Source organism: Leptospira barantonii (assembly GCF_002811925.1).
In the GTDB taxonomy this organism is placed as follows: domain Bacteria; phylum Spirochaetota; class Leptospiria; order Leptospirales; family Leptospiraceae; genus Leptospira; species Leptospira barantonii.
In genome coordinates, this window is record NZ_NPDS01000002.1 from 817,501 (window position 1) to 840,823 (window position 23,323).

Consider the following 23,323-nt stretch of genomic DNA (forward strand, 5'->3'; position numbering starts at 1 on the left):
TGGTATTACTAAAATCTGATAGGAATCGTATTTCAAAAAATTTAATATTTCTACGATGCTTTTGCGGATCGATTCGGATTCTTCCCTTTGAAAATTTTTGGCTCGATCGTAATTTCCGTTGCAATGGATTAAAAATAAAAACAGACAAAGGAGAATGGTGATCGGGAGCAAAACGTGCTTTCGTGGAAATCGGTTCATGGAATTCTCCTTTTAAAAAAATCAAGATGGATTGCGCTTTATATTAGCTCGGGTTCGTATCGTATCGGGTTCGTTTTGAAAAAATTAGAAACTCGTTTTACTGATTTTGAAAGTTTTCTACTGGCAATTCAAAATTCATTTTCATTCTAAAATTGGAGAACCCGATGTTCCATCTTTTTGAAACAAAAGAATTGATTCCAAAGGTATTATAAATTTTATATTCCGGTTTTATAATAGAATCAAGTTTGAAACTGAGTTGAGAACGCAGAAATCTATGAACGTTGCGGATGGGCAGATTACGGAGGAAATTAAAAAACCGCAGCGGAAGAATTCTACCGTTGCGGTTTCTTATTTCGAAAATTTTTTCTTAGTGCATGATCGGCTCTGGAACTTGGTTACGAACCGGTTTGATGGATTTGAGATACGCAAAGATATCCTTCAATTCTTCATCGTTTAATACGCTTAAGTTGGCGGCGAAGATCGGTCCCATAGGAGGAAGGAGCGGTCTGCCAACGCCCATTCTTTTTTGAGTGCGAACCGTTTGAACAAACATCTCTTCGCTCCAACCTCCGAGTCCCGTTTCTTTATCGGGTGTAAGATTTTTTGCAAAGCTGACTCCCCAAGGACCAACAACTGCGGTAAGATCTCCGTTAAAAAGAAGCCAGGGAGAATTTTGAAAACTTTTGTAATCGGGCAATCGATTGGTTTCCAAATATCCGGCCAAAAGTTTGGAATTGTCGGGAACCGGACCTTGCGGTGTCATCGTTTTCGGTGTGTGGCAATCGTTGCATCCGCCGATCAGAACGAGTTTTTTACCGCGTTCGATCCGAGCAGAAGTCGAGTTGTCGTTTTTAGAACAGTTTGAGATCAAAGCCAGAAGTGCGGCTATGCTCAAAGCGATCGATAGAATTTTTTTCATAACAATCTCCATGTCAGTGTAAATCGATCCAAGCTTAAGAATTCTCATGTGTGTTTCGAACTTGAGTTTGGATCGTTAGGCAGATTCTCGATTTTGCCGGGCATGGCGATTCAAAAAAAGAATATTCTAGAATTTGAATGTTCTTTGTTATAGGTTGCGGATAACGTTCTTGAGTTCGATTTATAAATCGTACACCAAAACAAATCCGGGAATTGGAGATTTCTTTTTGATAAGAGTTGTTGTTGGATGTTTTAGGAGTTGTTCCGACGATACTTCCGTGAAAACGATCGCCCCACCCTAGTTTGGGAGGTGGGGCGGGTGGTGGGTCCATCCCAGGCAAACTTCCATATCAGAAAATCATACTATGGTCAAGCAAATCCTCACTTCTAATCCTGTCGTACCTCCGACAAAACTGCAAAGAACACTTCCTGATTTATTTTTCTACGATTTCTCGCCTTTGCATATTTCTTTTTAAAAATACGCTCGGGTTACGAAGACAAAAAAAATACCCGAGGTTTTTGAAACCACGGGTATTTTACTACATTCTAAAATTCTAAACTGAAAATTATTTGAGCGGTTTGAATTCTAACGTAACCACTCCGCGAGTAGCGGACTTTACTTCCAAAGACTTAGTAGCTAAGAAAGAGAATCCTCTGTCTTTTTTATAAACCAATTCTTCTTGGAAAAGAGCATCCTTACCCGGATAGATCACTTCCCACTCGGAACCGTTTGTATCGGAAGTTCTTACGTTTACTTCTTTAGCCGCAGTAAACTCGGTAAGATCGTCTTTGAACTTAGTCGCTTCGTCTGCGTTGAGTCCGGTAAACTTCAGAACGATCGGATTGTTTTCAGTGAGGTTGAACCATTCGTCTTTGAGTTGAGCGTTTACTTTTTTAGAAACGGAAGCCGCCCATTCGCTGATCGCTTTTTCTCTGGAAACTTTTTGAGTGATGTCGGCACCGCGTCCATCAGCCGTTCCGCTATCCACGATTTTTCCATCGCCCCAAAGAAGAACAACTTTGTAAGTCCCGGTTGCCGCTGTGTTGTAGATCGTTCTTTCGAGAGCCTTTCCATTTACGGAGTCAAGAGGTTGTTGGTCTTCGGTTTCAACCGTTCCCAAAACCAGAACTTCGGCTTGAAGAGCTTCCGCGAGAACCTTAATCAAAGGAGAACCTTCCACTTTATCAGCGTCGACTTGGTTCTTGCTTACTTTTTTTGCCGTAAGGGCCGGATCTATGATCTTGTTTCCGTTCTTTTTCAGAGCTTTGATGATTTCGGCTTCTCCGAAATTGTTCGCGCTTGCAGGCGCAACTGGAGCTCCAGCCACTTTACCAAGAACAAGAACCGCAACTCTAGGATTGCCTACGTCTGCGAGAAGATTGTCAACCGCAGTGGAGATTTTAGATTCTTCCACTTCACAACGAACGGTAAGTTTCAACATAGGTTGAGTGTCGATTTTTCCTTCCGCTTCGTCGATGATATCGTAACTTTTAACGAATGCGTCCGTTTTGGAAAGAAGACTGGAGCCTAAACTTTCTCCATCGGAAGCCTTGCTTTTGTTGCTGATTTCTTCGCCGATCACTTTACGAACCGCGTTGATCTTTGCGTCCTTCAAGGCTCTTTGTTTTGCGATCTGTTTGTCGCCGTTATAAATAGGCGCTTCACCGATTACGGTAACTTTGTTACCTTCTTTCTCATACATCTCTTTCTTCTTACCACGAGTGGAACCGGAAGAACCGCAACTGATTGCGAAGGAAATAACTGCTAGGGCCGCGATGAGCCTGGTGGTAGGGAAACGATTCATTTTGTCGTTTTTCTCCTTGAAGAATAGGTTTGAGGGATTTTCTTAAACAAAATAGGAATTCTCGGATGCTCTACACAAAAATAAAGAAAAAATTCTTCCTTTTAGTCATTTTTTTTCTGTTCTTCCCTTCGGTTGCCTGCGCGGAAAAAAGCTTTCGCAAACATATTGCGGATTCTAAACTAATTCCCTCCGAAATCGAATTTTATTCGAACGTTCTTCCCGGACTTGCGGGTAAGAATGTGATTCTCATCACGAACCCTTCCGGAATTGGCAGAAGCCCCGAACGAATCGTTCGAGAATTTAAAAAACACGACGTTAAAATCAAACATCTGATCGGACTCGAACACGGCTTTCTCGGTTTGGAGGAAGACTTCAGCAAATCTCCCGTGACCGTGGACGAGTTTTTCAATCTTCCCATCTATCATATATATCGCGTAAAGAACGCTGAACTTCCGGCGATCCTAAAAGGAGCGGATGCGATCCTTTTCGACGTGCAGGATATGGGGATGAGATGTTATACTTATCTCACAGTTTTAAAAAGAATCATGGATGGAATCCCCGATCCGGCGAGCACGAAGCTCATCGTACTCGATCACGTAAACCCGGCTCTTTATCTAAAGGGAAGAGGAGAGATGATCGACAAACGATTCTTAAACTTTGCGGGAGAATTTCCTTCTCTCTTTTTCGGAGGATTGACCTTGGGAGAATCTGCGGTCTTTTACAACTCGGAATATTTGGATAAAAAAGTTCAGTTGGATATCATATCTCCGAAGAACGCAAAACGTTCCTTCGACTGGGATAAGGAAGGAATTCCTTGGACAACTCCTTCTCCGAACTTACCGACCGTGGACGCCGCGATCAATTACTTGGGTCTTGTTTTATTGGAAGGTGTGAACGTTTCCGTGGGAAGAGGAACAACCGCTCCTTTTGTTTACTTCGGAGCGCCTTGGATGAACGAACCCGAAAAGTTAGCGGAAGAATTGAATCAGAATTCGGGCGGAGATTATTACTATCAAACCGTGTTTTTTAAGCCCGTGTTCGGTCCGTATAAAAACGAAATTTGCAGGGGACTTCGCCTAACCGTCGTAAATCGAAAATACGATCCTCTCAAAATGGCGTTCAAATTGATTACGGGCTTGAAAGCGAATTATAAGGAATTCAAATGGAGGTCGTATCCGGACGGAACTCACAACATCGACTTTCTTTGGGGAACAGAATCCTTTCGAAAAGCGATCGATTCCGGAAAAAATTACGATCAGTATTCCGAATTTTTAAATTCTGCCGAGAAAGAATACAATGAAAAGATTAAGAAATATTATCTCTACTAAGATGAAGAAAGAAGTTTCAAACTCGTTCCAAACGTTTGCGTTTTTGATTCTATTCCTTTCTTTGAATGTTTCGGTTTCTGCTGAGGAACCGGCTTGGAAGGAATATTCTCTAAGAGAATTGATCGGACGTCTTAAATATTACACGTACGCGAAGGTCGCTCAGAGTTTGAGAAGGGAATATCCCGCAAGCCAGGAGCAGGTTTGGGAGAATTCTCCCTGTTCGATTTCGCTTCCGGAACTTCCGGGACCTTTTTTCTGCGGGTTATTGAAACAACAAAGTTCTTCCGCACAAACTTCCGCTTCTACTTCGGAAGTTGTTTCGACGCCTTCGAGTTTATCCGCATCGAACACGACGACTGCCTCCGCAAATTCTCCGTCGTCTACACGAGGTTTGAACCCGAATCCAGCTCCTGTAAAAGAATATAAGAATATTCAATTGTACTCAGGCTCTACGATCTCCGGAAAAAACGTGGCGCAGATCGGTTCGGAGGAGAGTCCGGGAGAATCTCTGAGAGCGTTCTACTTAAACAACGGACAACTCAGTCATTACGAATTTCAGGATCGAATTCTGATCTTTGATTGGTCCGGTTCGAAACTGAACGCGATCTTGGAAGTGAAAGTGGATCCTATCTTGAGACCCTTATCGGGAAGAGAAATTTTATTCCCATGAAACCGATCGCCTCCGGTTTTTTAAGAATGATGGATCATCAAGGGATCGATCCGGTTTCCTATATCTGGGTAACCGCGACCTACGATTCGGATTCGTCAGAAAAACAAGAGGCGCATATTCAAGAAAATTCTACTATTCTAAACTACTTGGGTAAGAAGGTGAAACTCGAATTCACCGGAAAGATCCGTTGTGTTTCCTGCGGAAGGATCACAAAAAAAAGTTTCAATCAAGGGAATTGTTTTACCTGTTTTCAAACACTTGCGGAAAACGATCTTTGTATTTTAAGACCCGATACTTGTCATTTTCATTTGGGAACCTGTCGCGAACCCGATTGGGGAGAATCCCATTGTTTCATTCCGCATACGGTGTATCTTGCCAATAGCTCGGCGATCAAAGTCGGAATCACAAAAGAGAATCCGGTTTCCAATCGTTGGGTGGATCAAGGTGCGGTTCAGGGAATTCCTCTCGTCGAAGTCACATCGAGAAGGGACGCGGGTATTATCGAAAAAGAACTTTCGAAAGTGTTATCGGACAGAACGACTTGGCAGAAGATGGTCGCGGGAGATCCGGAACCGATCGATCTTTCCGAACGAAAAAAAGAATTCATAAAACGAATCGAAGAACTGGATTTCGATCTGGACTACAAGGTTTCTTCTCAAGAAACTCCCACGATTCTTCGTTATCCCGTGCAGAGTTATCCGCAAAAGATTCAATCCTTGGCTCCCGATAAAAATCCAGTGATCGAAGACATTCTTACCGGAATCAAAGGTCAATATCTTCTTTTTCAAAACGGCGTCATCAATATCCGCGCGTACGGCGGTTACGAAACCGTTCTCAGCGCGGAGTAGTTTTTCAATTTTCCGTTCTTGTTTCCACTTAAAAATTCTGCTTTGATTCTAACTCGTCCCTTGAGAAGAATGTTTCCTATGAAAAAGATTCTTCCGAAGTTGTTTCTTCTTTTCTCCGTTGTCTACTTTTGGGGTTGTGGTGCGATCATCGACTCTGCGGTTCCGATCGAATTGGATCTTCAGATCGGCAAATCCTTTTTGGAAAACGCAAAAGACGGAAAGGAAGGGATGCACATCCTCAAAGATCCGGCTTTGGAAAAATACGTAAAGTCGGTCGCGGACAGAATTCTCAAATCGGATCAGATCAAATACAAAAAGGATTTTCCGTATAAGATTTCCATTCTGGACGACGACGATACGATCAACGCGGTTTGTACTCCGGGCGGTTATATCTTCGTTTATACGGGATTGTTGAAACTCATCCAGGACGAGGCCACGTTAGCCGCCATTCTCGCTCACGAAATCGCGCACGCCGAAAAAAGACATTCCGTAAAACAGATCATCAGTTCTTTGGGAATTTATTTTACGATTTATATCGGACTTACGATCTTTTTGGGATCGGACGCGGCCAATCTGATCAACCTGGGTTCCCGGGTAGGCGGAGAAATTCTAACTCTGGCGAACAGCCGTTCCGCGGAAGCCGAAGCGGATTCAATGAGTTTTGAATATTTAAAATCCACGAAATACTATCCGGGCGCTCTCGAATCCTTTTTTGTTCTGATTGAAAAAAAGGAAAAGGAAGAAGGCGGATCCGGCCCCGATAAACGTGTGATTAAATTTTTATCCACACATCCGTTGAACGAGGATCGAATTTCCGAAAACAAAAAAAGATTACAGACGATCGGAAATCCGAAAGCGACTCCCGAAAATCTTTATACGGAACGGTATCAAGCCGCGATGAGAAGAGCCTTCGGCGATTCCGAGTGAGCTTACAAGAGCCGTAAAATTAATACGAATTCCTTTCCAACACCGGGTTTTTGTCTCCGAATCCAGTTGTAACCGAACCCGGTTCGAACGAAAAAAATTTCCTTGTCTTAAAGTCGGTTGTTCCTAAAATTCTGCATCTATGCGTTTGGAACAAAAACTCAAAAAATGGGTGGAAGAGGGTTTGATTCGATCCGAACAATCGGATGCGATTTTAAAATTCGAAGAAACCCGTAAAACTCCCTATCTATATTATTCTTTTATCGTATTGGGCGTCTTTGTGATCGGGATCGGAGTGATCGCGATCATCGCCGCGAACTGGGAAGAACTTCACGATTTTCTAAAGTTAGGCGTCGGTCTCTCCGTGCTTACGATCATATCGGGACTTGCCTTTTGGAAACGGGAGAATCCGAACTTATTCACCGTCTTTACCGTGCTCAATTCTATGTTGATCCTCGGAATGATCGGACTTGTTTCCCAGGTCTATCATAGAGGGGGAGAATACTACGAAGCCGCCGCTCTTTGGTGTATTCTCAATTTTTTATTTCTTCTCGCCACGGATTCCAAGACGTTACTCCACCTTTGGCTGATCGGTTTTCAGATTTTTTTAACCGGTTGGATTTTGGATCAGAATTCCGGTTTTGACAAAACGTATTGGGAGAATTATTTCTTCTTTTGTACGATCGGATTTTTTACGATCTGGCTCGCGGTCGAGAAATTCTCTTTGGAATCCCGTAAGGGTTCGATCTTTCTGTGGACCGTATTGTTTTTGATCGCGGGAAGTTCCTTTTGGGGTTTTAGACCATCGTATGATCTTTGGTATTCTTCCTTGGACGGAGGTAAGGAATCCTGGTTACAAGCCTTGAAGGATTATCCTTGGAGCAACGTTTGGATTCGTTTGGCCGGATTGATTCCCGGTATTTTTCTTTTGTTCAAGCTGGATTCGTTTTCCAAATCTCAAAAGAAATCCTTTGCGATCAGTTTAGTTGCGTTGTTTCTTTTATACTTTCCGATCTTCTTTCTCCATTCGATGCAAGATACGTTCTCAGCACACGTATGGAACCGAATCGTTTCCATGATTCCGGCGTTGTTGTTCGTCGTGTTTTGGTTGGGAATCGCTTCCGCGTTTCGATCGCACAAAAGAATTTTCGATCTTTCCATCGCTGTGATCGGAATTCGCTTTTTGTATTTCTACTTCGATTTGTTCGGATCTCTTTCGTATACGGGATTCGGTTTGATCGTTTCCGGAATTCTGATCATCGCATCGACGGTCGGTTATCTGAAATTTAAAGGAAGGGTGAGAACCTTTTTGGGAGAACAAGAATGAAAATCCTCAAAATTCTTTTACCGATCGCACTTTTGATTCCGGTCGCGTTCTTTGCGTCCGAAATCGTATATCTGGAATTCGTAAAGAAGTCCGGGAAGGAATTGATTCTTCCCGTAAACGGATACGATCCACGCGATCTGTTGTCCGGTCATTATCTTCGATACAACATCGAATATCAGACGTATTCTTTGTGCACTTCTGCTTCGACGGACGATTCGGATTCGTTTCGCAAATTCGATAAGAACCAAACGCACTGCGTTTGTTATTCTCATCCGGGAAGAATCGAAGAAGGGGACGGAACCTTTGTGGAGAATTGCAACGCAGAAACATTACAAGATCGTAAAGTTTGCAAGTTATATCTGCGCGGAAACTGTCAATACGGAAGATTTAGAATCGACAATGAACGTTTTTACGTAAACGAAACCAAGGCCCTCGACTATGAAAAACGTCTTCGGGACGAAAAGGTTCATATCCGTCTTAAGGTGGACGGAGACGGAAAGGCGCTTACGGATTCTTTGATTTGGGAGGACGGATCTTCGCTGTAACCTCGTTCAAACTGCAAAAATCGTTCTCACCGAAACCGGCTTTCATGCCGGAATCGTAGATCGGTGGAAGATTTTTACAAAGAGAGAGGTTTGTTTGATTTTCCTTTGCGAGTTCCATCGCATGGTAAACGTCCTTTCTCATGTTCTTCAAGGAGAAATGAGTTTCATAGTTTCCGTTAAACACAAACGGAAACTTGAACTCTGCAATCCCGGATTTTGCCGCCGATTGCAGAAGAATGTTCTTTAAAGTTTCCGGTTCAATTCCGGAATTTTTTGCGAGTTCAAAACCTTCCATATAAACCTGAAAGATTCCCGCTTGGATCATGTTGAGAGCGAGTTTTGCTTTTTGTCCGCCGCCTAGGCCGCCGCAGTATTCCGTGTTCTTTCCACAGGCCTCGAAGAAAAATCGAATGTCCGAAACGTCTTCTTCGTTCGCTCCCACCATAAAAAGAATTTGTCCGTCTCTCGCCGCGTTTTTAGAACCCGTCATCGGCGAATCATAAAATCGAATCTTCCGGTCTTTACATTCTTTTGCGAGTTTTAAGGTCAAGGGCAACGACGTCGTTCCACAGTCTATGAGGATCGGAGGTTTTACGTCCAAAAGTCCGGAGGAGATCGTTTCTTTTTCGACCACGTCGTCTTCGGTAAGACAAAGAACGACCAGATCGCTTTCTTTTACCGCTTCCACGGGAGAATGGAAGAGCGAAGTTTTTTCGTTTTTGAGATCGTCGATTTTGGAAAGATCGCGCGCGTAGAGTCTGAGGTTGTGTCCCGCTTTGGCCAGGTTATCCGCGATCCCGCGTCCCATGATTCCGGTTCCGACGATGGAGATGGTATATTGTTTCATTAGAATATAGAAATAAAATAAATTATGATATTAGAAAGCACTCAAAGCCGCACGGATAAAGCTTGTGACCGGGGTTTGTTCCCTTGTGTCCTCCAGACCTTCTCTGAGTTCTCGGAGGACGATCTGCGCGTCCGTCAAAACCGTGTTTACGTTTTTATGAACGTCGTCGTTGTTGATCAGACGTCCCAAACTTCCGTCTCCGGTGTTGATCTTTGTGGTGATATCGGCGATGTTAGAAAATGTTTTCCGTATATCTCCCCGGTTTTCGGAGATCAACTCCGATAAGCTCACGAGAGGATCTTGAAGAACCCTTCCTTTGAGCGCACCCGCCGCCTTGTAATCGATCATCGTAACGGGTGTGGATCTTGCTTTTGTTTTTTCGGATTCCGGGTCCGTGGTTCCCGGATCGATTGAAATCACACGTCCGGTCAAAAGACTTTCGTTTTTGATGATGATATCGTAGTTGTCGTAGAGTCTGATTTTTTCACGGAGAAGCATCGTGATTTCCACTCTGGTTCCGATCCCGGTTTCTCCTTCGTGAATTTCAATTCCGTTTTCGTCGATTTGAATCAATCGAATCGCGGAAACGTAACCGAAGGGTACTCCTTGCACGGTTACCTTGTTTCCCACTTTGATCCCTTCCGCGTTTCGAAAGGTGACCTTCATAAATTCTCCCCGTTTTTTTACGGGACCACCTTCGGTGATGATCGTAAAATATCCTACAACGGCGATGGCCGCGGTGAAAATGACTCCGACGAGCAGGTAACGCAAAGAACTCATATTAGATTCTCCTCATACAATGTGCGATCTTTTATTTGGTTTCCAGGATCATCGGCCCGGTCGTTCTTCCGTGAATGAACTGTTGAATCAGTTCGTTGTCCGATTTCTGAATTTCTTCGGGGGTTCCGGTGAACACGATTTTTCCTTTATAGACGAAGCTGATTCGATCCGCGATCATATACGCGCTCGACATATCGTGTGTGACCACAACCTGAGCGGCCCCGGTTTCCTTTTGAATCTTTAACACGAGTTCGTTGATTACGTTGGACATCACCGGATCCAAACCCGAAGTGGGTTCGTCATAGAGAATGATCTCCGGATTAGTCGTAATCGCTCTCGCGATTCCCGCGCGTTTTTTCATACCACCCGAGGTATCGTTCGGAAAGTTATCCTTTGCGATCACCATATCCACGAGTTTTAGTTTTTGCATGACGATCTCTTTGATCTTTTCTTCGGACGCGAGTTTGTGTTCACGAAGAGGTAAGGCAACGTTGTCGAATACGGTAAGCCAGTTGATCAAGGCCCCCGATTGAAAGAGAACTCCCATTCTCGCCCTGAGTTTCTTTTTGATTTTGGGACTGACTCTGGAAATACTTTCTCCAAAGATATAACAGTCTCCCGCATCGGGTTCTAAAAGTCCGGTGATATGTTTGAGCGTTACGGATTTTCCGGTTCCGGACGGTCCGAGAATCACGAGAGTTTCTCCCTTTTTTACGTGGAGATCCATTCCCGCGAGAATCTTTCTTTTGCCGAAAGACTTGTGAACGTTTTTGAGTTCGATTGCAAACGGTTCCATATTCAATCTCTATAAAGTAGGGCGGTGATCATATAACCCGTAAAGATCACCATCAAAAACGAGGTTACGACCGATTCTCTTGTAGCGCGACCGACTCCGATCGCACCACCCGAGGTCCTAAGACCGTGAGAACAGGAGATCGCGGACACGATCACGCCGAAGATAAATCCTTTTAGAATTCCAACGTATAAATCTTTCAGACCCGGGATCGAAGCGATCCGATCGAACACGTCCCGAAAGTATGTGAAGTAGTCGATCCCGAGTTGGAAATAACCCACGATCGCTCCTCCCAAGATTCCGAGAATCGTGGAATACACGCACAACACGGGAACCATAACCGAAAAACCCAAGATTCGAGGAAAGATCAAATAACGCACCGGATCGATGGACATCACTTCGAGCGCATCCACTTCTTCCGAAACCTTCATCGTTCCGATTTCCGCGGCCATCGCCGAACCGATCGACGCCGCGAGAATGAGCGCTGTCATAAACGGAGACATTTCTCTTGTGAGAGTGATCGTCATCAAAAGACCGATCTGTCCTTCCGCGCCGAAATCCTTTAAACCGAGTCCGGTGTTAAGCGACATGATCATTCCGGTAAAAACCGCGACGATGGAAACCACGGAGATACTTCCGACTCCGGTGATGTACATCTGATCCAGAATTTCCTTTCTTTTAAAAAAACTATAAGGAAGGTTTAGAATACTCTCATATACCAAAAGGATCGTAAAACCGCTTGCGTAAAAAAATTCTGTGAGTTTTTCTTTGATAGGTTCGGTCATATTTTGATAAACCAGAGAAGTTGAAGATTCCGGTTCGATTCGATTCTTTCATAGCCGATGAGACCGTAAAGGAATTTCCAGGAAGTTTTTTCGGGAGTCAGAGAAAGTTCCAATACGAAAGGAATACTCGCGTGAAACTCGGTTTCGGTCCATCTCTGCGTATAAGCCCGCATCAAAACCGAAACCCTTTTTTCTCCGTTGGAAAGTTTTTGATATTCCACGATGGACCAAAGAGGATCCCAGATCCGATCCACGACTTCGGATTTGATCGGGAACAGTGACAAAACGTTCCAGACAAGATTTCCTTCCCGGTCCTTTTGATATTTGAAGAGGGGCCAGAGTTTCAGATAACTTTCTTCTCGGTCCCATTGAACGTATTTTCGTTTCGAGTTAAAGTAAAACGGAATGAGAAACGTATCGTCCGACTTGATATGAAACGTATCCGTCTGTAAATGAAAGTAGAACGGCGTTACGAACGTGGTTTGTTTGGATGCGAATCTGTAATGACCGTAAAATGGAAAGAATATCAGCTTTCCGTAATCCTCATCCTGATTGACCCCGTATTGAAACAAAAAGAACAACGCGTTGAAATCCTTCTCCCCGGTTCGTTTGTCGTATCCATAACCGATAAACGATCCGAGAAGTGGAATGATCAAAAATCCTCTTGCCTTCATGTTGCCCGTTTCCGAATCCTTAAACCCGAAAAATGGGAAGAATATTTTGTAACGAACCGGTTCTCGTTTGTCCTGAAAGATTTTTCCCCATTGAAAGATGGGCCAAAGGATAGAATAACGTTCGTATTTTCCCCGATGAACCTTCTTAGAATACAAAGGGAACAACCTGAATTCTTCCCTGGTTTCGGAAGACGCGGTTAAGAAGATAGGCCATAAGACCGCGGTTGCGTCGTAGTCCTTGTATTTCCAATTTGTATAAAGCGGAAACAAAACGAAGTTCAGTTCCGAATAGCCGATTTTGTTGCGCAGTCTTCCGGCAAACGGAAAAAAGCCGAAGTATTTTTCACGCGCCGTGTCACCCCAACCCCAAAACAACAAGGGAGTTAGAACGTCCGTATCCTCGCCCACGTCCTCGTGAAGCGTGGAGGTTCCGGTAAAGAAGAATAGAAAGGTCCAAACCTTCCAGTATTTCGTTTCTTCGCTGTAGTAGATCGGATAAAGAACGGTTTGAAATCGATACGCGGATTTTTCTTCCCTATAACTCGAGTAGAAGGGACGAAAGATTACTTCGGATTCGCCGGCTCGGATTTCCTTCTGGTACAGAACCCAGAATTGATCATACTTCGATTTGAATTCTCCCACGGGTTTGGAAGGGTATTCCGAAAAGATGTTTTCAGAGGAGAAGAGTAGAATTACGATGCAAAAGATTCTAAACTTCAAACCGAAGTTTATACCGAACCCATTCTTTTTGGAGAATTTCTTTTGGCTAAGATCGCAGTCTTTTTTGGTGGCAGTTCTACGGAACACAGTATCTCGATTCGAACCGGATGTTTTATTTGTAAGACTTTGCATGCGATGGGGCATTCGGTCAAACCCATTCTCTTGACCAAGGATGGAGGCTGGGTGGTTCCTTTAGAATATCGGATGTTGATACCGTTTGAGTCAGTGAATTCTCCGGATTTGTTTCGGGAAGAATTTCAAAAAATGAACGGTGTTTCCAAAACCGATTCCGTCACACATCTCGACGCGGACATCGTATTTCTCGGTCTTCACGGAGGCAAGGGAGAAGACGGAACGGTCCAAGGTTTTTTGGGAGTTCTTGGAATTCCATACACGGGCTCCGGTGTTACGGCATCGGCGATCGCTATGGACAAAACCAGGGCCAATCAGATTTTTTTACAATCCGGTCAAAAGGTGGCTCCGTTCTTCGAGATCAGCAAGTTGGAATTTACGAATTCTCCCGAGGCCGCGGTGAAGAAACTGATCGGTTTGGGATTTCCGCAATTTTTAAAACCTGTGGAAGGCGGTTCCAGCGTTTCCACGCATAAGATTTCAAACAAGGAACAACTCGCAGAACAACTCGTGCTGATGTTCGAAACCGATTCCAAGATTATGAGCCAATCCTTTCTCGCGGGCGTCGAGGTTTCCTGCGGAGTTTTGGAGCGTTATAGAAACGGATTGTTCCAAAGAATCGCGTTACCCGCAACCGAGATCGTTCCCGGTGGAGAATTTTTCGACTTCGAATCCAAATACAAACAAGGCGGCTCCAGCGAAATCACTCCCGCGAGAATTTCGGAAGCGGAGATGAAAAAAGTTCAGGAACTCGCGATCTCGGCGCACGAATCGTTGGGTTGTAGGGGTTATTCCAGAACCGATTTTATCATCGTAAACGGCGAGCCACATATTTTGGAAACAAACACGTTGCCCGGAATGACGGAGACGAGTTTGATTCCACAGCAGGCAAAGGCGGCCGGAATTTCCATGGAAGAAGTGTTTGCCGATCTGATCGAGATTGGGCTTAAAAGTTCACTTCACTGAAATGGGCTTGGGCTCGGTCTATGATTTTTTGGGTTTGCGGTTTTTGTTGCCTTGGATTTTTGTTTTATGGCATATATTTTGAATAATTATAATATTAGAATATAAAAATAATAGAATAATATTATATTCAAGTATTATAATTAATTTTTAAGATATCACAAAAAGCGCAAGCTTGGAGAAAAAGTTTGGAAAAATTCTCACCCTGGACTTGTCTCTGAAATACGCCTTGTCTTCGATCTTGAATTTTTGGATCTCGCAAAATTCGACGAAATCGAGCACCGAAAGAAAGTGAAGGTTCGGAGTGTTGAACCAACGATACGGAAGTAGATCCGTAACGGGCGTTTTTCCGGTCGTCAAGATTGTCCAACGAACGTTCCAATGGCCGAAATTCGGAAACGCAACGATGACCTTCTTGCCGATTCGTAAGGATTCTTTTAAAATTTCGCCGGGATTTCTCGTTTCCTGGATCGTCTGGTTTAGAATGACGAAATCAAACCGTTTGTCTTGATGGTGCTCCAAACCCTCGTCGATGTCTCCGTGATGAACGTAAACTCCGCGTTGAATACATTCCACGATACAATCCTCGTCTTTTTCGATTCCCTGACCGCGAATCCCTTTCTCTTTTAAAAGATAGAGTAACGTTCCGTTTCCACATCCCAAATCCAAAACCCTCGAACCCGAAGGAATCAAATTGAGAATGTATGCGAAGTCAGGTCTTTCTTTCAGAGCAAGATCGATGGATGTCTTTTTTTCAAGAGGGGTCATAACGTTCGTTCAATTCTCGGTTGGGTTCTCTGTTCGGTTTAGTTCGGGTTTTCCAAAAACCCTTTTAGGATTTCGATCTGTTTCGGATTCTTCAGCAAAAAGGAATCGTGACCTTCTACGGATTGAAGTTCCAAATAAAACACTCGTTTGTCTGCGGCTTCCAAAGACTTTACGATCTCTCTCGATTGAGCAGGCGGATACAACCAATCCGAACTATAAGATACGACTAAAAATCTGCAAGTCGCGTTGGAAAGCGCCGCCGTCAATTCCTTGCCCTTGCCTAGGCTATAATGATCGAGCGCCTTGGTCACATAGATGTATGAGTTCGCATCAAAGCGATCCACAAAACTTTCGCCTTGGTAGATCAGATAACTCCCGACGGCAAAGTCCGTCGTAAGAATGTTTCCGCGAGGAGGGTTCCTGCCGAATTTCTCTCTCATCTTGTCGTCGGAAAGATACGTGATATGGCCGACCATTCTCGCCAAAGCTAAACCCTTGCGGGGAGAATTTTCATCGTAAAGACCGTTGTTCCAATTCGGATCGGAAAGAATCGCCTGTCTTCCGACTTCGTTGAACGCAATTTGCATCGCGGAATGTTCGGCGGTGGAAGCCATGATGATACAATTCGACAATGAATCCGGATAAGCGATGCTCCATTCCAGAGCTTGCATTCCCCCCATAGAACCGCCCGCAACGCAGAAGAGTTTTTCGATTCCTAAGGATTCCACTAAAAGTTTTTGGGCTCTCACCATATCTTGGATGGAAACGAAAGGGAATCGAGAACCGTAAGGAGTTCCGGTTTCGGGATGTGCGGAAAGAGGACCGGAAGAACCCTTACAGCCTCCGATTACGTTGGAACTGATGATAAAGTATTGATTCGTGTCGAAGGATTTTCCCGGACCGATGTAGTCGTCCCACCAACCGGGTTTTTTATCCGATTCCGAGTTATAACCTGCGGCGTGCGCGTCACCCGATAGAGCGTGGCACACGAGAATGGCGTTGTTCTTGGAAGGAGATAGAGTTCCGTAGGTTTCGTAGGCTAGGACAACCGGAGATAAGACGGATCCGTTGTCCAAAGGAAGTTCTTTGAACTCGGCAAATTTGGTTTCGATGATTCCGATCGATCCAGATTCATTCATAAGTTTTGGTTGCCACTTTCCTTTCCACCGTGTAACTTTTCAGTTACTTTCTTGGACGGGAGATGAAAAGAAAAGTGGCTCTTTAAATTACCAAAAAAGTCAGATCGACTTACGGATCAAACTTTCTTCAGAGCTTCTTCCAGATCGAAGAGAATATCTTCGATATTTTCCAGACCGACCGAAAGACGAACGAAGTCCGGAGTCACACCCGCAGACGCTTGTTCTTCCGGGGTCAACTGTTGGTGGGTCGTCGATGCCGGATGAATCGCCAATGATTTTGCGTCTCCGACGTTTGCCAAAAGAGAGAATAACTCGAGTCCGTCGATGAACTTCTTCGCTTCCGCAACCCCGCCTTTGACTCCGAAACCTAAGATCGCTCCGTAGAGATCTCTCTTATGATATTTCTTCGCAAGCGCGTAGTTCTTATCCGTTTTCAAACCGGGGTAGTTGACCCAGGATACTTTCGGATGTTTGCTCAGATATTCCGCTACTGCGAGGGCGTTTTCGGAATGTTTGCGGATTCTCAATGGAAGAGTTTCCACCCCTTGAAGGATCTGCCAAGCGTTGAAAGGAGAAAGCGCGGCTCCCGTATCTCTCAAACCTTGAACTCTCGCTTTGATGATATAGGCTATGTTGACTCCGCCGAACGGCTCGAACTTTCCGAATACGTCCCAGAATTTCAGACCGTGATAACTCGGATCCGGCTCGGTAAAATTCTTAAACTTACCGTTGCCCCAGTTGAACTTACCGGAATCGATGATGATTCCTCCGATGGAAGTTCCGTGTCCGCCTAAGAATTTCGTCAAAGAATGGACCACGATATCCGCCCCGTGTTCGATCGGGTTGATCAGATAGGGAGAAGGAAGCGTGTTATCCACGATAAAAGGAACTCCGGATTCGTGAGCGACCTTGGAGATGGCTTCGAGATCCAGAGTATCTAATTTAGGATTTCCTAATGTTTCCGCGTAGAAGGCTCTGGTTTTATCGTTCACTGCCTTGCGGAAATTCTCGGGATTGGAAGGATCTACGAAATGAACCTTGATTCCCAACTTTGGAAACGTATAGTGAAGCAGGTTGTAAGTTCCACCGTAAAGAGAAGCGGATGCAACGATCTCTTGGCCCGCTTCTACGATGTTTAAAAGAGCGAGTGTTTCCGCGGCTTGACCGGAAGCGGTTGCAAGTGCCGCAACCCCACCTTCCAACGCGGCGACTCTTTGTTCGAGAACGTCGGTGGTCGGGTTCATCAATCTTGTATAGATATTTCCGAATTCTTGGAGACCGAATAGTCGAGCGGCGTGATCGGTATCCTTAAAAACATAGGACGTGGTTTGATAGATCGGAACCGCTCTGGAAGTGGTCGTTGGGTCCGGAGATTGGCCTCCGTGAAGTGCGATTGTCTCGGGTTTATAATTTCTAGGCATTCGGTCTAGTTCTCCTTTTTTCGTATTTTGAGAATTAAGTTTGAAAAGTCAAACAAAATTCCGCTATATTGAAATAAAAATCTGTTTACGCGGACTGATTTGTAAAAAATTTCCATTGCAATTCCTGAGTTTTCTGATTCTATTCTCCCCCTAATGCCCGTAAATCGCATATTTTCGATTCGAAAATCGTTGGATTCCGAAGTATTTGGCATTCTGATTCCGATAATTGAGTATAACTTACCGTAGGGAGATTTAGGGGAGTTTCAAAAGACTTTTCGGTGCAATAACCAGATCCGACATGACCAAACGTTCGAAATATCTAATTACATTTCTATTTCTCTTCTTTGCGATTCAGACTGGAATTCAAGCACAACTTTGGATGCCGCCTGGAAGACAGTATATGCATCCGGCGGATCCGTTTACGTACGATCTCGGGGTCAACAAATACCAAAACGACTATTATCTCTATGTCGCTCCTACGGTGAATCTAAACTTCGGCGGGGATTTCGGGGCGTCTCTAACGGTTCCTTTGAACTTTCTAATGTATGACGTGGATCCGAAGCAGGAAAATTCTAAGATCGGAAAGTTAAGATCCTTCGATTACAATGAGAAAAGCGATTATCTGCGCGTGATCAACAATATCTGGTTTGGTCAGTTCGGGAAATACACCCCCGGAGAAATTACGTATTCCGCATATTTAGGAAAGATGTTCGACGGTTATATCGGTCACGGAACGATCGTGAACCGATACGTGAACAACCAGCGTTTGGATGTGTATAACGTGGGTCTTCAGGCGGATATGAATTCCGATTACGGGGGAGTTCAGGTTTTTACGAACTCGATTTATTCGAGAGAAGTGAGTTCTGCGCGTGTTTATGTACGACCGATCGCGATCGGATTCAAATTGTTCGATATCATCTCCGGACGTTCCAGACTTCTTTCGATGCTTACCGTCGGACAAGGAAACGTTGCCGACGAGGCGGGAAGAAGAAAGGTCTATGAAGAAGTCGGAGCGGAAGAAAAAGAATCCTATCGCGCTTTGATCGAGGATCAAAAAACGAAGGAAAAGAAAGAAGAGATGATTCCCGCGGAAAAGAAACAGGAAAAGCCGCAGAATCTAAAAGAATTTTTCAACCAAGATAATTTCAGCAATCGTTTTGCGATCGGTTATACCACCGCATTTGACAACAAGGCTCCCCTCGAACTCAAGTTTGATACGACCGGAAGATTGAAAGTGGACGATAACAACAACCCGCTCGTACGTTCTACGGAAAAACTGACGATATCCGGTTTCGATTTAGAATATAAACTTCTCAGTTCGAAATACGTGGAGCTGACTCCATACTACGACGTAAACAAGATCAAACAGATCGATAACGCAAAAGGTACACACTACGGTGCGATTCTTCGTTTAGGCGGAAGGGATATTTATCTTCAGGTAAAACCGGAATACAGAAATATGAGCGCGACTTATATACCGATGTATTTTGATAGTTTTTACGAATTGGAAAGATATCAGAGCAACCTTCAGAGTAACATTCCGCAAACAAAACTCGAGGCCGCAAAGTTGGCCGATCCGGACGCGGCGAAGATCAAAGGATACTTTACCACCGTCCTCTTTAGTTTTTATAGAATTGCGGTTGAATCCAACTATGAGAATTATTCCGGACCGAACAATTCCAGGGTTTTCGTGGGGCTTTACATTCCTCTCGGCACCTTGGTTTTGTTAAACGGGTATTATATGAAGAAGGGATTCGACGAAAACAAAGAGGCATTTAAACTCGACGACCGTTCTCAAGGAGCTTTGGAATTGGCGATCAATTTAGGATTCGCCGCCGTTCGACTTCAGAACGTTCGTAAATGGGTTTATGATACCGCTTCGGGGCAATACCAGGCTCAGGACGAACAGAAAGTATTGTTTTCGAGCAATTTAAGTTTTTAAGAAAAGACTTTTTTCCTCAAGTCTTGCGAGCAAAAACGCGACCGCAGTTTCGGTGCGTAACACTTGAGTGGAAAGATTCAAGTCCGTAAAACCGTTTCGTTTCCAAAAATCGATTTCGCTTCTGACAAAACCGCTTTCGGGTCCGATGGCGACTAAAATTCGCACCGGATTCTCTTTTGAGAATATTCCGGAACTTGAATGTGATTTCGAATCTTCTACGATCTGTGGAAGTGTTTGTCCTTTTCGATCCAGAATCAAACGAAACACAAAGTCCGTTTCTTTTAACTTTTCTTGAAGAATCGTTTCAGGGCGATTCACAAAATCGAAACTCACCTTGGGAAGAAATATATTCTTACCCTGTTCCATCCCTTCGATCAGCTCAGATTCGATTTCGTTTTTTTTCCAAACGGGGGAGGTCAGATATTCTTTGCGCGAGTTTTTGCTGATTAAAAAAACGATCGATGTTACTCCCCAGGTTCCGGCTAACTGAAGAATTTTTCGAACCGTAGGAGGGCGATTGATTGCGAGTAAGATATGAACTTCCGGAAAACGAGGTTTCGGTTTTAGGATCGGTTTATAGGTTCCTAAGATTCGATCGGGCAAAATTTCCTCTATGACAAATCTTCCCAAGGATCGATCGATCAAACCGGCTTTCAAACGGGCGCCTTCGCCTTTATTCAGAATTTTGCATATATGTTCGATCTTCCGGGGATCGTTTATGGAAAATCGATTCGAGTTCGAAATTCTCCATTCTTCTTTGCAAACAAGCAGATTCAAAACGTAAAAACGATCATCTTAGATTTGAAACTGCGGTTTGGATTGTTCTTCGGAAGGGGGATTTTTCGGTTCTTCCGGAACAACTTCTTGAGGTTGAATCTCTTGTGGGGAATCGGAATTGGAAAACGGATCCGGATTGCGTAGATCTTGGAAGGGAGAAAAAAAGCAGGTTCGAACGATTCCGATCGCCAAAAGAATCAAAAGAAAATTCCGAGCGAGTCTTTTGCCCGGGGTTTGTGCGAACGGTTGTATGTTTTGAAATCGGGATCTGAAGTCGTAGATGTTGCGCTTGAGATTTTCCCAAAGAGTGTCTAAGAAACTTTTGCGATACGGATTCTCTTCTTGCGAAGCCTTTTCGAAATAACCTATGCCGTGTTTACCGGCCGTCGTAGGATCGAATAGAAAGGATTCATAGCACCGCGGACACCGGACGGTCAGTTTTCCCAAATCAATGGGAATTCTGAGCTCCGTCTGGCATCGGGGACAAGGGAGAATGTAACGCACTTTTTAGTAGCGGAGAGATTCCTTCAGAGCGTCAACGTTCTCTTTGTAATTTTCGTTTCCTAACTGATCGTTATAATCGAAAATTTTGGTGAAAAGTCTATCAAACTGATCCAGGTGTTTGATATAAAATTCTTTTTTGAAAGAGTTGCGAATAGGGTGAGTTTTGGTGTTTTCAACGCCCGCGAGGATGTATTTTCCAACACCTTTTTCAGCGGGGGTCTCAGGACGGCCATACTCCGGATAGTTGTCTTTTTGAAAGAAAACTTCCACCTTATCGTTGTGAGACGGTTGGGTGTTCGGTCCTCTGTCCATTACTTCGGAGATGATCTTGTCTTCCAAAACCATGTTGTTTCTATAGATTTTAGATTTCAGTTTGTTGATGTTTCTAGGAGCTTCCGTTCTCGGTTCAGGATCATTGCTGTTCTGACCTTCGTAGTAGATCTCCATATACTTCGCGAGAGAACCTTGAACGTTTTTGTTCAATCCTCTTTCTTCATCACGGATAAAGTCGTAAACTTCGACGCGGATGCAATTGTTCGCAGGATCTTCTTGATTGATCGCTGGAACACATTCGTCGTTATTCGCCTTTCCTTTAAACAGAACGGTTCTGAAAGGAAGAACTCGAACTTTCATTTTCATAAGAACCGTATGACGTGTGAGTCTTTGGTTCAATTCGAATACTTTTTCGTCGAGTTTTCTCTCTGTTTCCAGGATTGACTGGCCTAACTGAGCGTCTGATGGTGATTTCTGGTCTGCGTTGGAATTTTGCTGAGAAAATACCGCAGTAGAAATTGCGACTAGAACTACTAAAAATAGCTTTTGAAGTTTCATTTCCCCTTGTCCTTAGTGAAGCGGATATTTGAATCCTACAACAAGACCTAAGTCTGGCCATAGAACCCTATGTGTATTATCGGAATAATAGACTCCGGATTGAATGAATGCACCACTTTTTATCAAAAAAACCGACATTATTTCGAGCGGATGGAGCTATTTTCCAGATACAGTTCATACGGTGGTGGGACGGGTTTCAATCCTTTTTCGATGAGATACGAGGCCCATTTTCGTTCCACCAAATCGCAGAAATCGCGGATCGTTCTTCCTGAATGTCCGTTTAATCCTTCGGATACATTGATCCTTTCCGATTCGGAAAGATGAATCGCGTATGTCTCAAGAACCTTGGCCCGTTCGCCGAGATCGGGTAGAGGAAAGTAGATGGTTCGGTCGAATCGGGAGATGAGGGCGTGATCCAAATCCTGTTTTCGGTTCGTGGCTCCGATCGTGACCGAGTTTCTTTGGCTACTGAACCCGTCGATCTTGCGCAACAGAACCGAAAGGATTTTTCGGGTCGCTTCGAACATTCCTTCCTCCCGGCTTCCTGCCAGGGAATCGATTTCGTCCAGAAAAATCAGACAAGCGGGGAAAAGCGCGGCCGCGTCAAAAACATAGGCCATGTTCTGTGCGCTTTCTCCGTAATACTTACTCATAATGGATTCTACCGGGACATAAATTAAGGGAAGACCGGTCATACAAGAAACCACTCGTGCCATGGTCGTTTTTCCGACGCCGGGATCTCCTTCAAAAAGAACGGCTCTCGGTCTTGTATCGCTCGGAAACTTTCGAGTCAGTTTGGAAAGTTCGGAAAGCATGTCCGGGTTCTTTAACGGAAGAATGATGGATTCCAGAATCTGTTGTTTGACTCCTTCGTAGCCTGCGACCTGGTCAAAGGTTACGGACTTTCCATTCTTCTCAGCATCAAAAGGATTGAATACTTCCACTCCCAGAGAAGCCAAAAGTTCTTCCGGTTTTACCGATTCGGTTCCTTTTTCGGATTTTAAGAATTTAAAAAGGGCGAGGGTCGCGAACAATTCTTCCCTGGTGAAATCTCCCTTTTTGGTAATTTCGACTCGATTTTTGGTTCTTCCGGAATAGAATCGAAATCGGATCGTATCCAAGAGGTTTTTGGTTTCGAAAAGATTTTCGTTGAGGGCCTGGATACAATAATATCCGGGTTCGAATGTATGAATTCTCAGATTTTCGATATGGTTTTTGAGAATCTGCAAACAATCAAAAAGGGCGGTTTTGGAAACGGAGGCGACTTGAAATTCTATCTTAAGATCCTTTTTTTCCGAAGTCACCGCGGGAAGATCCGCGGAGGAAAATCCGAGTGCGCTCAATTCTCCATGAAGAAAACTCTTGGTCTTTGTAAAATCCACTTCGGAGGGGACCGGTTCTCCGGATGAGGATTCGGGTTTGGAAGGCGAATTCAATGCGTACAATACCTCGTTTGAATGTGAAAATACTCTTGTAGGAATCTGAGATTCTGTCGATTTCTTTAATATCGGATTTGCGAAGGAGACTGAAAAATGGGTGAAGGTTCGCTCTCACAAGAAGACATAGACGCTCTATTAACCGGGGGCGGAGGCGACGCCGCACCGGGTGCCGGAAGCGGATCCGATTTTAATCTCAGTGGAGAATTGGATTCTTTACTGGGAGGCGGGGGCGATGCTCCTTCCGG

General features: G+C 44.3%; 23 protein-coding genes and 1 pseudogene (1 of these 24 cut by a window edge). 9 read left to right on the forward strand and 15 right to left on the reverse strand.

The window, feature by feature from the left end:
* The 3 genes from CH367_RS08520 to CH367_RS08530 form a co-directional block, all read right to left on the reverse strand.
* Positions 1-198, reverse strand: partial view of a hypothetical protein gene (locus CH367_RS08520; protein ID WP_100762019.1) — the 5' portion only. The gene continues 339 nt to the left of window position 1, outside the view; only the first 198 of its 537 coding nucleotides appear in the window; the start codon lies at positions 196-198; the stop codon falls past the left edge of the window.
* 367 nt (positions 199-565) lie between these two features.
* Positions 566-1,117 (reverse strand): c-type cytochrome, encoded by a 552-nt coding sequence (locus tag CH367_RS08525; RefSeq protein WP_125226107.1) that lies wholly within the window; start codon positions 1,115-1,117, stop codon positions 566-568.
* A 565-nt stretch (positions 1,118-1,682) separates the two neighbouring features.
* Positions 1,683-2,921: a lipoprotein LipL46 gene (locus tag CH367_RS08530; protein WP_100762020.1), complete on the reverse strand. Its 1,239-nt coding sequence runs from the start codon at positions 2,919-2,921 to the stop codon at positions 1,683-1,685.
* 65 nt (positions 2,922-2,986) lie between these two features.
* Here CH367_RS08530 and CH367_RS08535 point away from each other — a divergent pair, with 65 nt between their 5' ends.
* From CH367_RS08535 to CH367_RS08560, 6 genes are all read left to right on the forward strand, one after another.
* Complete coding sequence (locus CH367_RS08535) at positions 2,987-4,249, forward strand: exo-beta-N-acetylmuramidase NamZ family protein (protein WP_100762021.1); 1,263 nt, start codon at positions 2,987-2,989, stop codon at positions 4,247-4,249.
* Entirely contained in the window at positions 4,218-4,919 is a 702-nt protein-coding gene (locus CH367_RS08540; RefSeq protein WP_100762022.1) for an LIC_11883 family protein, read from the forward strand. Before CH367_RS08535 ends, CH367_RS08540 begins: the two co-directional genes overlap by 32 nt.
* Entirely contained in the window at positions 4,916-5,767 is an 852-nt protein-coding gene (locus CH367_RS08545) for a DUF2797 domain-containing protein (RefSeq protein ID WP_100762023.1), read from the forward strand. Before CH367_RS08540 ends, CH367_RS08545 begins: the two co-directional genes overlap by 4 nt.
* A 78-nt stretch (positions 5,768-5,845) precedes the next feature.
* Positions 5,846-6,694 carry a M48 family metalloprotease gene (locus CH367_RS08550; RefSeq protein WP_425268813.1) on the forward strand — a complete coding sequence of 283 codons (849 nt, stop codon included), beginning with the start codon at positions 5,846-5,848 and terminating at the stop codon, positions 6,692-6,694.
* Positions 6,695-6,833: 139 nt separating this feature from the next.
* On the forward strand, positions 6,834-8,018 hold the full coding sequence (locus CH367_RS08555; RefSeq protein ID WP_100762024.1) for a DUF2157 domain-containing protein: 1,185 nt from the start codon (positions 6,834-6,836) through the stop codon (positions 8,016-8,018).
* Positions 8,015-8,563 carry a GDYXXLXY domain-containing protein gene (locus tag CH367_RS08560; protein WP_100762025.1) on the forward strand — a complete coding sequence of 183 codons (549 nt, stop codon included), beginning with the start codon at positions 8,015-8,017 and terminating at the stop codon, positions 8,561-8,563. The genes CH367_RS08555 and CH367_RS08560 overlap by 4 nt, the downstream gene beginning before the upstream one ends.
* Here CH367_RS08560 and CH367_RS08565 read toward each other — a convergent pair.
* Genes CH367_RS08565 through CH367_RS08585 form a run of 5 tightly spaced genes read right to left on the reverse strand, consistent with a single transcriptional unit; the run spans position 8,523 to position 13,249 of the window.
* Positions 8,523-9,410, reverse strand: coding sequence for an NAD(P)-dependent oxidoreductase (locus CH367_RS08565; protein WP_100762026.1), 888 nt, complete (start codon positions 9,408-9,410; stop codon positions 8,523-8,525). The genes CH367_RS08560 and CH367_RS08565 overlap by 41 nt on opposite strands.
* Before the next feature lie 30 nt (positions 9,411-9,440).
* Positions 9,441-10,190, reverse strand: coding sequence for a mammalian cell entry protein Mce (gene mce, locus CH367_RS08570; RefSeq protein WP_100762027.1), 750 nt, complete (start codon positions 10,188-10,190; stop codon positions 9,441-9,443).
* A gap of 31 nt (positions 10,191-10,221) precedes the next feature.
* Positions 10,222-10,986: an ABC transporter ATP-binding protein gene (locus CH367_RS08575; RefSeq protein WP_100762028.1), complete on the reverse strand. Its 765-nt coding sequence runs from the start codon at positions 10,984-10,986 to the stop codon at positions 10,222-10,224.
* Positions 10,987-10,988: 2 nt separating this feature from the next.
* On the reverse strand, positions 10,989-11,768 hold the full coding sequence (locus CH367_RS08580) for an MlaE family ABC transporter permease (RefSeq protein ID WP_100762029.1): 780 nt from the start codon (positions 11,766-11,768) through the stop codon (positions 10,989-10,991).
* Positions 11,765-13,249: a hypothetical protein gene (locus CH367_RS08585; RefSeq protein ID WP_165783244.1), complete on the reverse strand. Its 1,485-nt coding sequence runs from the start codon at positions 13,247-13,249 to the stop codon at positions 11,765-11,767. Before CH367_RS08585 ends, CH367_RS08580 begins: the two co-directional genes overlap by 4 nt.
* On the opposite strand from CH367_RS08585, the gene CH367_RS08590 reads away from it, so the two are divergent.
* Positions 13,205-14,260: a D-alanine--D-alanine ligase gene (locus CH367_RS08590; protein WP_100762030.1), complete on the forward strand. Its 1,056-nt coding sequence runs from the start codon at positions 13,205-13,207 to the stop codon at positions 14,258-14,260. The genes CH367_RS08585 and CH367_RS08590 overlap by 45 nt on opposite strands.
* Before the next feature lie 147 nt (positions 14,261-14,407).
* Here CH367_RS08590 and metW read toward each other — a convergent pair whose 3' ends face one another.
* The 3 genes from metW to CH367_RS08605 all read right to left on the reverse strand — a co-directional run bounded on the left by metW (position 14,408) and on the right by CH367_RS08605 (position 17,585).
* Positions 14,408-15,025: a methionine biosynthesis protein MetW gene (gene metW, locus CH367_RS08595; protein WP_100762031.1), complete on the reverse strand. Its 618-nt coding sequence runs from the start codon at positions 15,023-15,025 to the stop codon at positions 14,408-14,410.
* Positions 15,026-15,063: 38 nt separating this feature from the next.
* Positions 15,064-16,164, reverse strand: a complete 1,101-nt coding sequence (gene metX / locus CH367_RS08600) for a homoserine O-acetyltransferase MetX (protein WP_100762032.1) — start codon at positions 16,162-16,164, stop codon at positions 15,064-15,066.
* Positions 16,165-16,280: 116 nt separating this feature from the next.
* On the reverse strand, positions 16,281-17,585 hold the full coding sequence (locus tag CH367_RS08605; protein ID WP_100762033.1) for an O-acetylhomoserine aminocarboxypropyltransferase/cysteine synthase family protein: 1,305 nt from the start codon (positions 17,583-17,585) through the stop codon (positions 16,281-16,283).
* A gap of 298 nt (positions 17,586-17,883) precedes the next feature.
* Between CH367_RS08605 and impL63 the strand changes: the two genes are divergently transcribed.
* Positions 17,884-19,527 carry a cytoplasmic membrane protein ImpL63 gene (gene impL63 / locus CH367_RS08615; protein ID WP_100762035.1) on the forward strand — a complete coding sequence of 548 codons (1,644 nt, stop codon included), beginning with the start codon at positions 17,884-17,886 and terminating at the stop codon, positions 19,525-19,527.
* On the opposite strand, the gene CH367_RS08620 is transcribed toward impL63, so the two are convergent.
* The 4 genes from CH367_RS08620 to CH367_RS08635 all read right to left on the reverse strand — a co-directional run bounded on the left by CH367_RS08620 (position 19,516) and on the right by CH367_RS08635 (position 23,075).
* Positions 19,516-20,304 carry a 16S rRNA (uracil(1498)-N(3))-methyltransferase gene (locus tag CH367_RS08620; protein ID WP_100762036.1) on the reverse strand — a complete coding sequence of 263 codons (789 nt, stop codon included), beginning with the start codon at positions 20,302-20,304 and terminating at the stop codon, positions 19,516-19,518. The genes impL63 and CH367_RS08620 overlap by 12 nt on opposite strands.
* Positions 20,305-20,322: 18 nt before the next feature.
* Positions 20,323-20,751 (reverse strand): hypothetical protein, encoded by a 429-nt coding sequence (locus CH367_RS08625; protein ID WP_100762037.1) that lies wholly within the window; start codon positions 20,749-20,751, stop codon positions 20,323-20,325.
* 60 nt (positions 20,752-20,811) lie between these two features.
* Entirely contained in the window at positions 20,812-21,639 is an 828-nt protein-coding gene (gene fcpB, locus CH367_RS08630; protein WP_100762038.1) for a flagellar-coiling protein FcpB, read from the reverse strand.
* Between the two features lie 137 nt (positions 21,640-21,776).
* The gene (locus CH367_RS08635) at positions 21,777-23,075 is read right to left on the reverse strand and encodes an AAA family ATPase (protein ID WP_100762039.1); all 1,299 of its coding nucleotides are present in this window, start codon (positions 23,073-23,075) and stop codon (positions 21,777-21,779) included.
* 96 nt (positions 23,076-23,171) lie between these two features.
* On the opposite strand from CH367_RS08635, the pseudogene CH367_RS08640 reads away from it, so the two are divergent.
* Positions 23,172-23,323 (forward strand): annotated as a pseudogene (locus CH367_RS08640) (flagellar motor switch protein FliN); the annotation flags it as partial.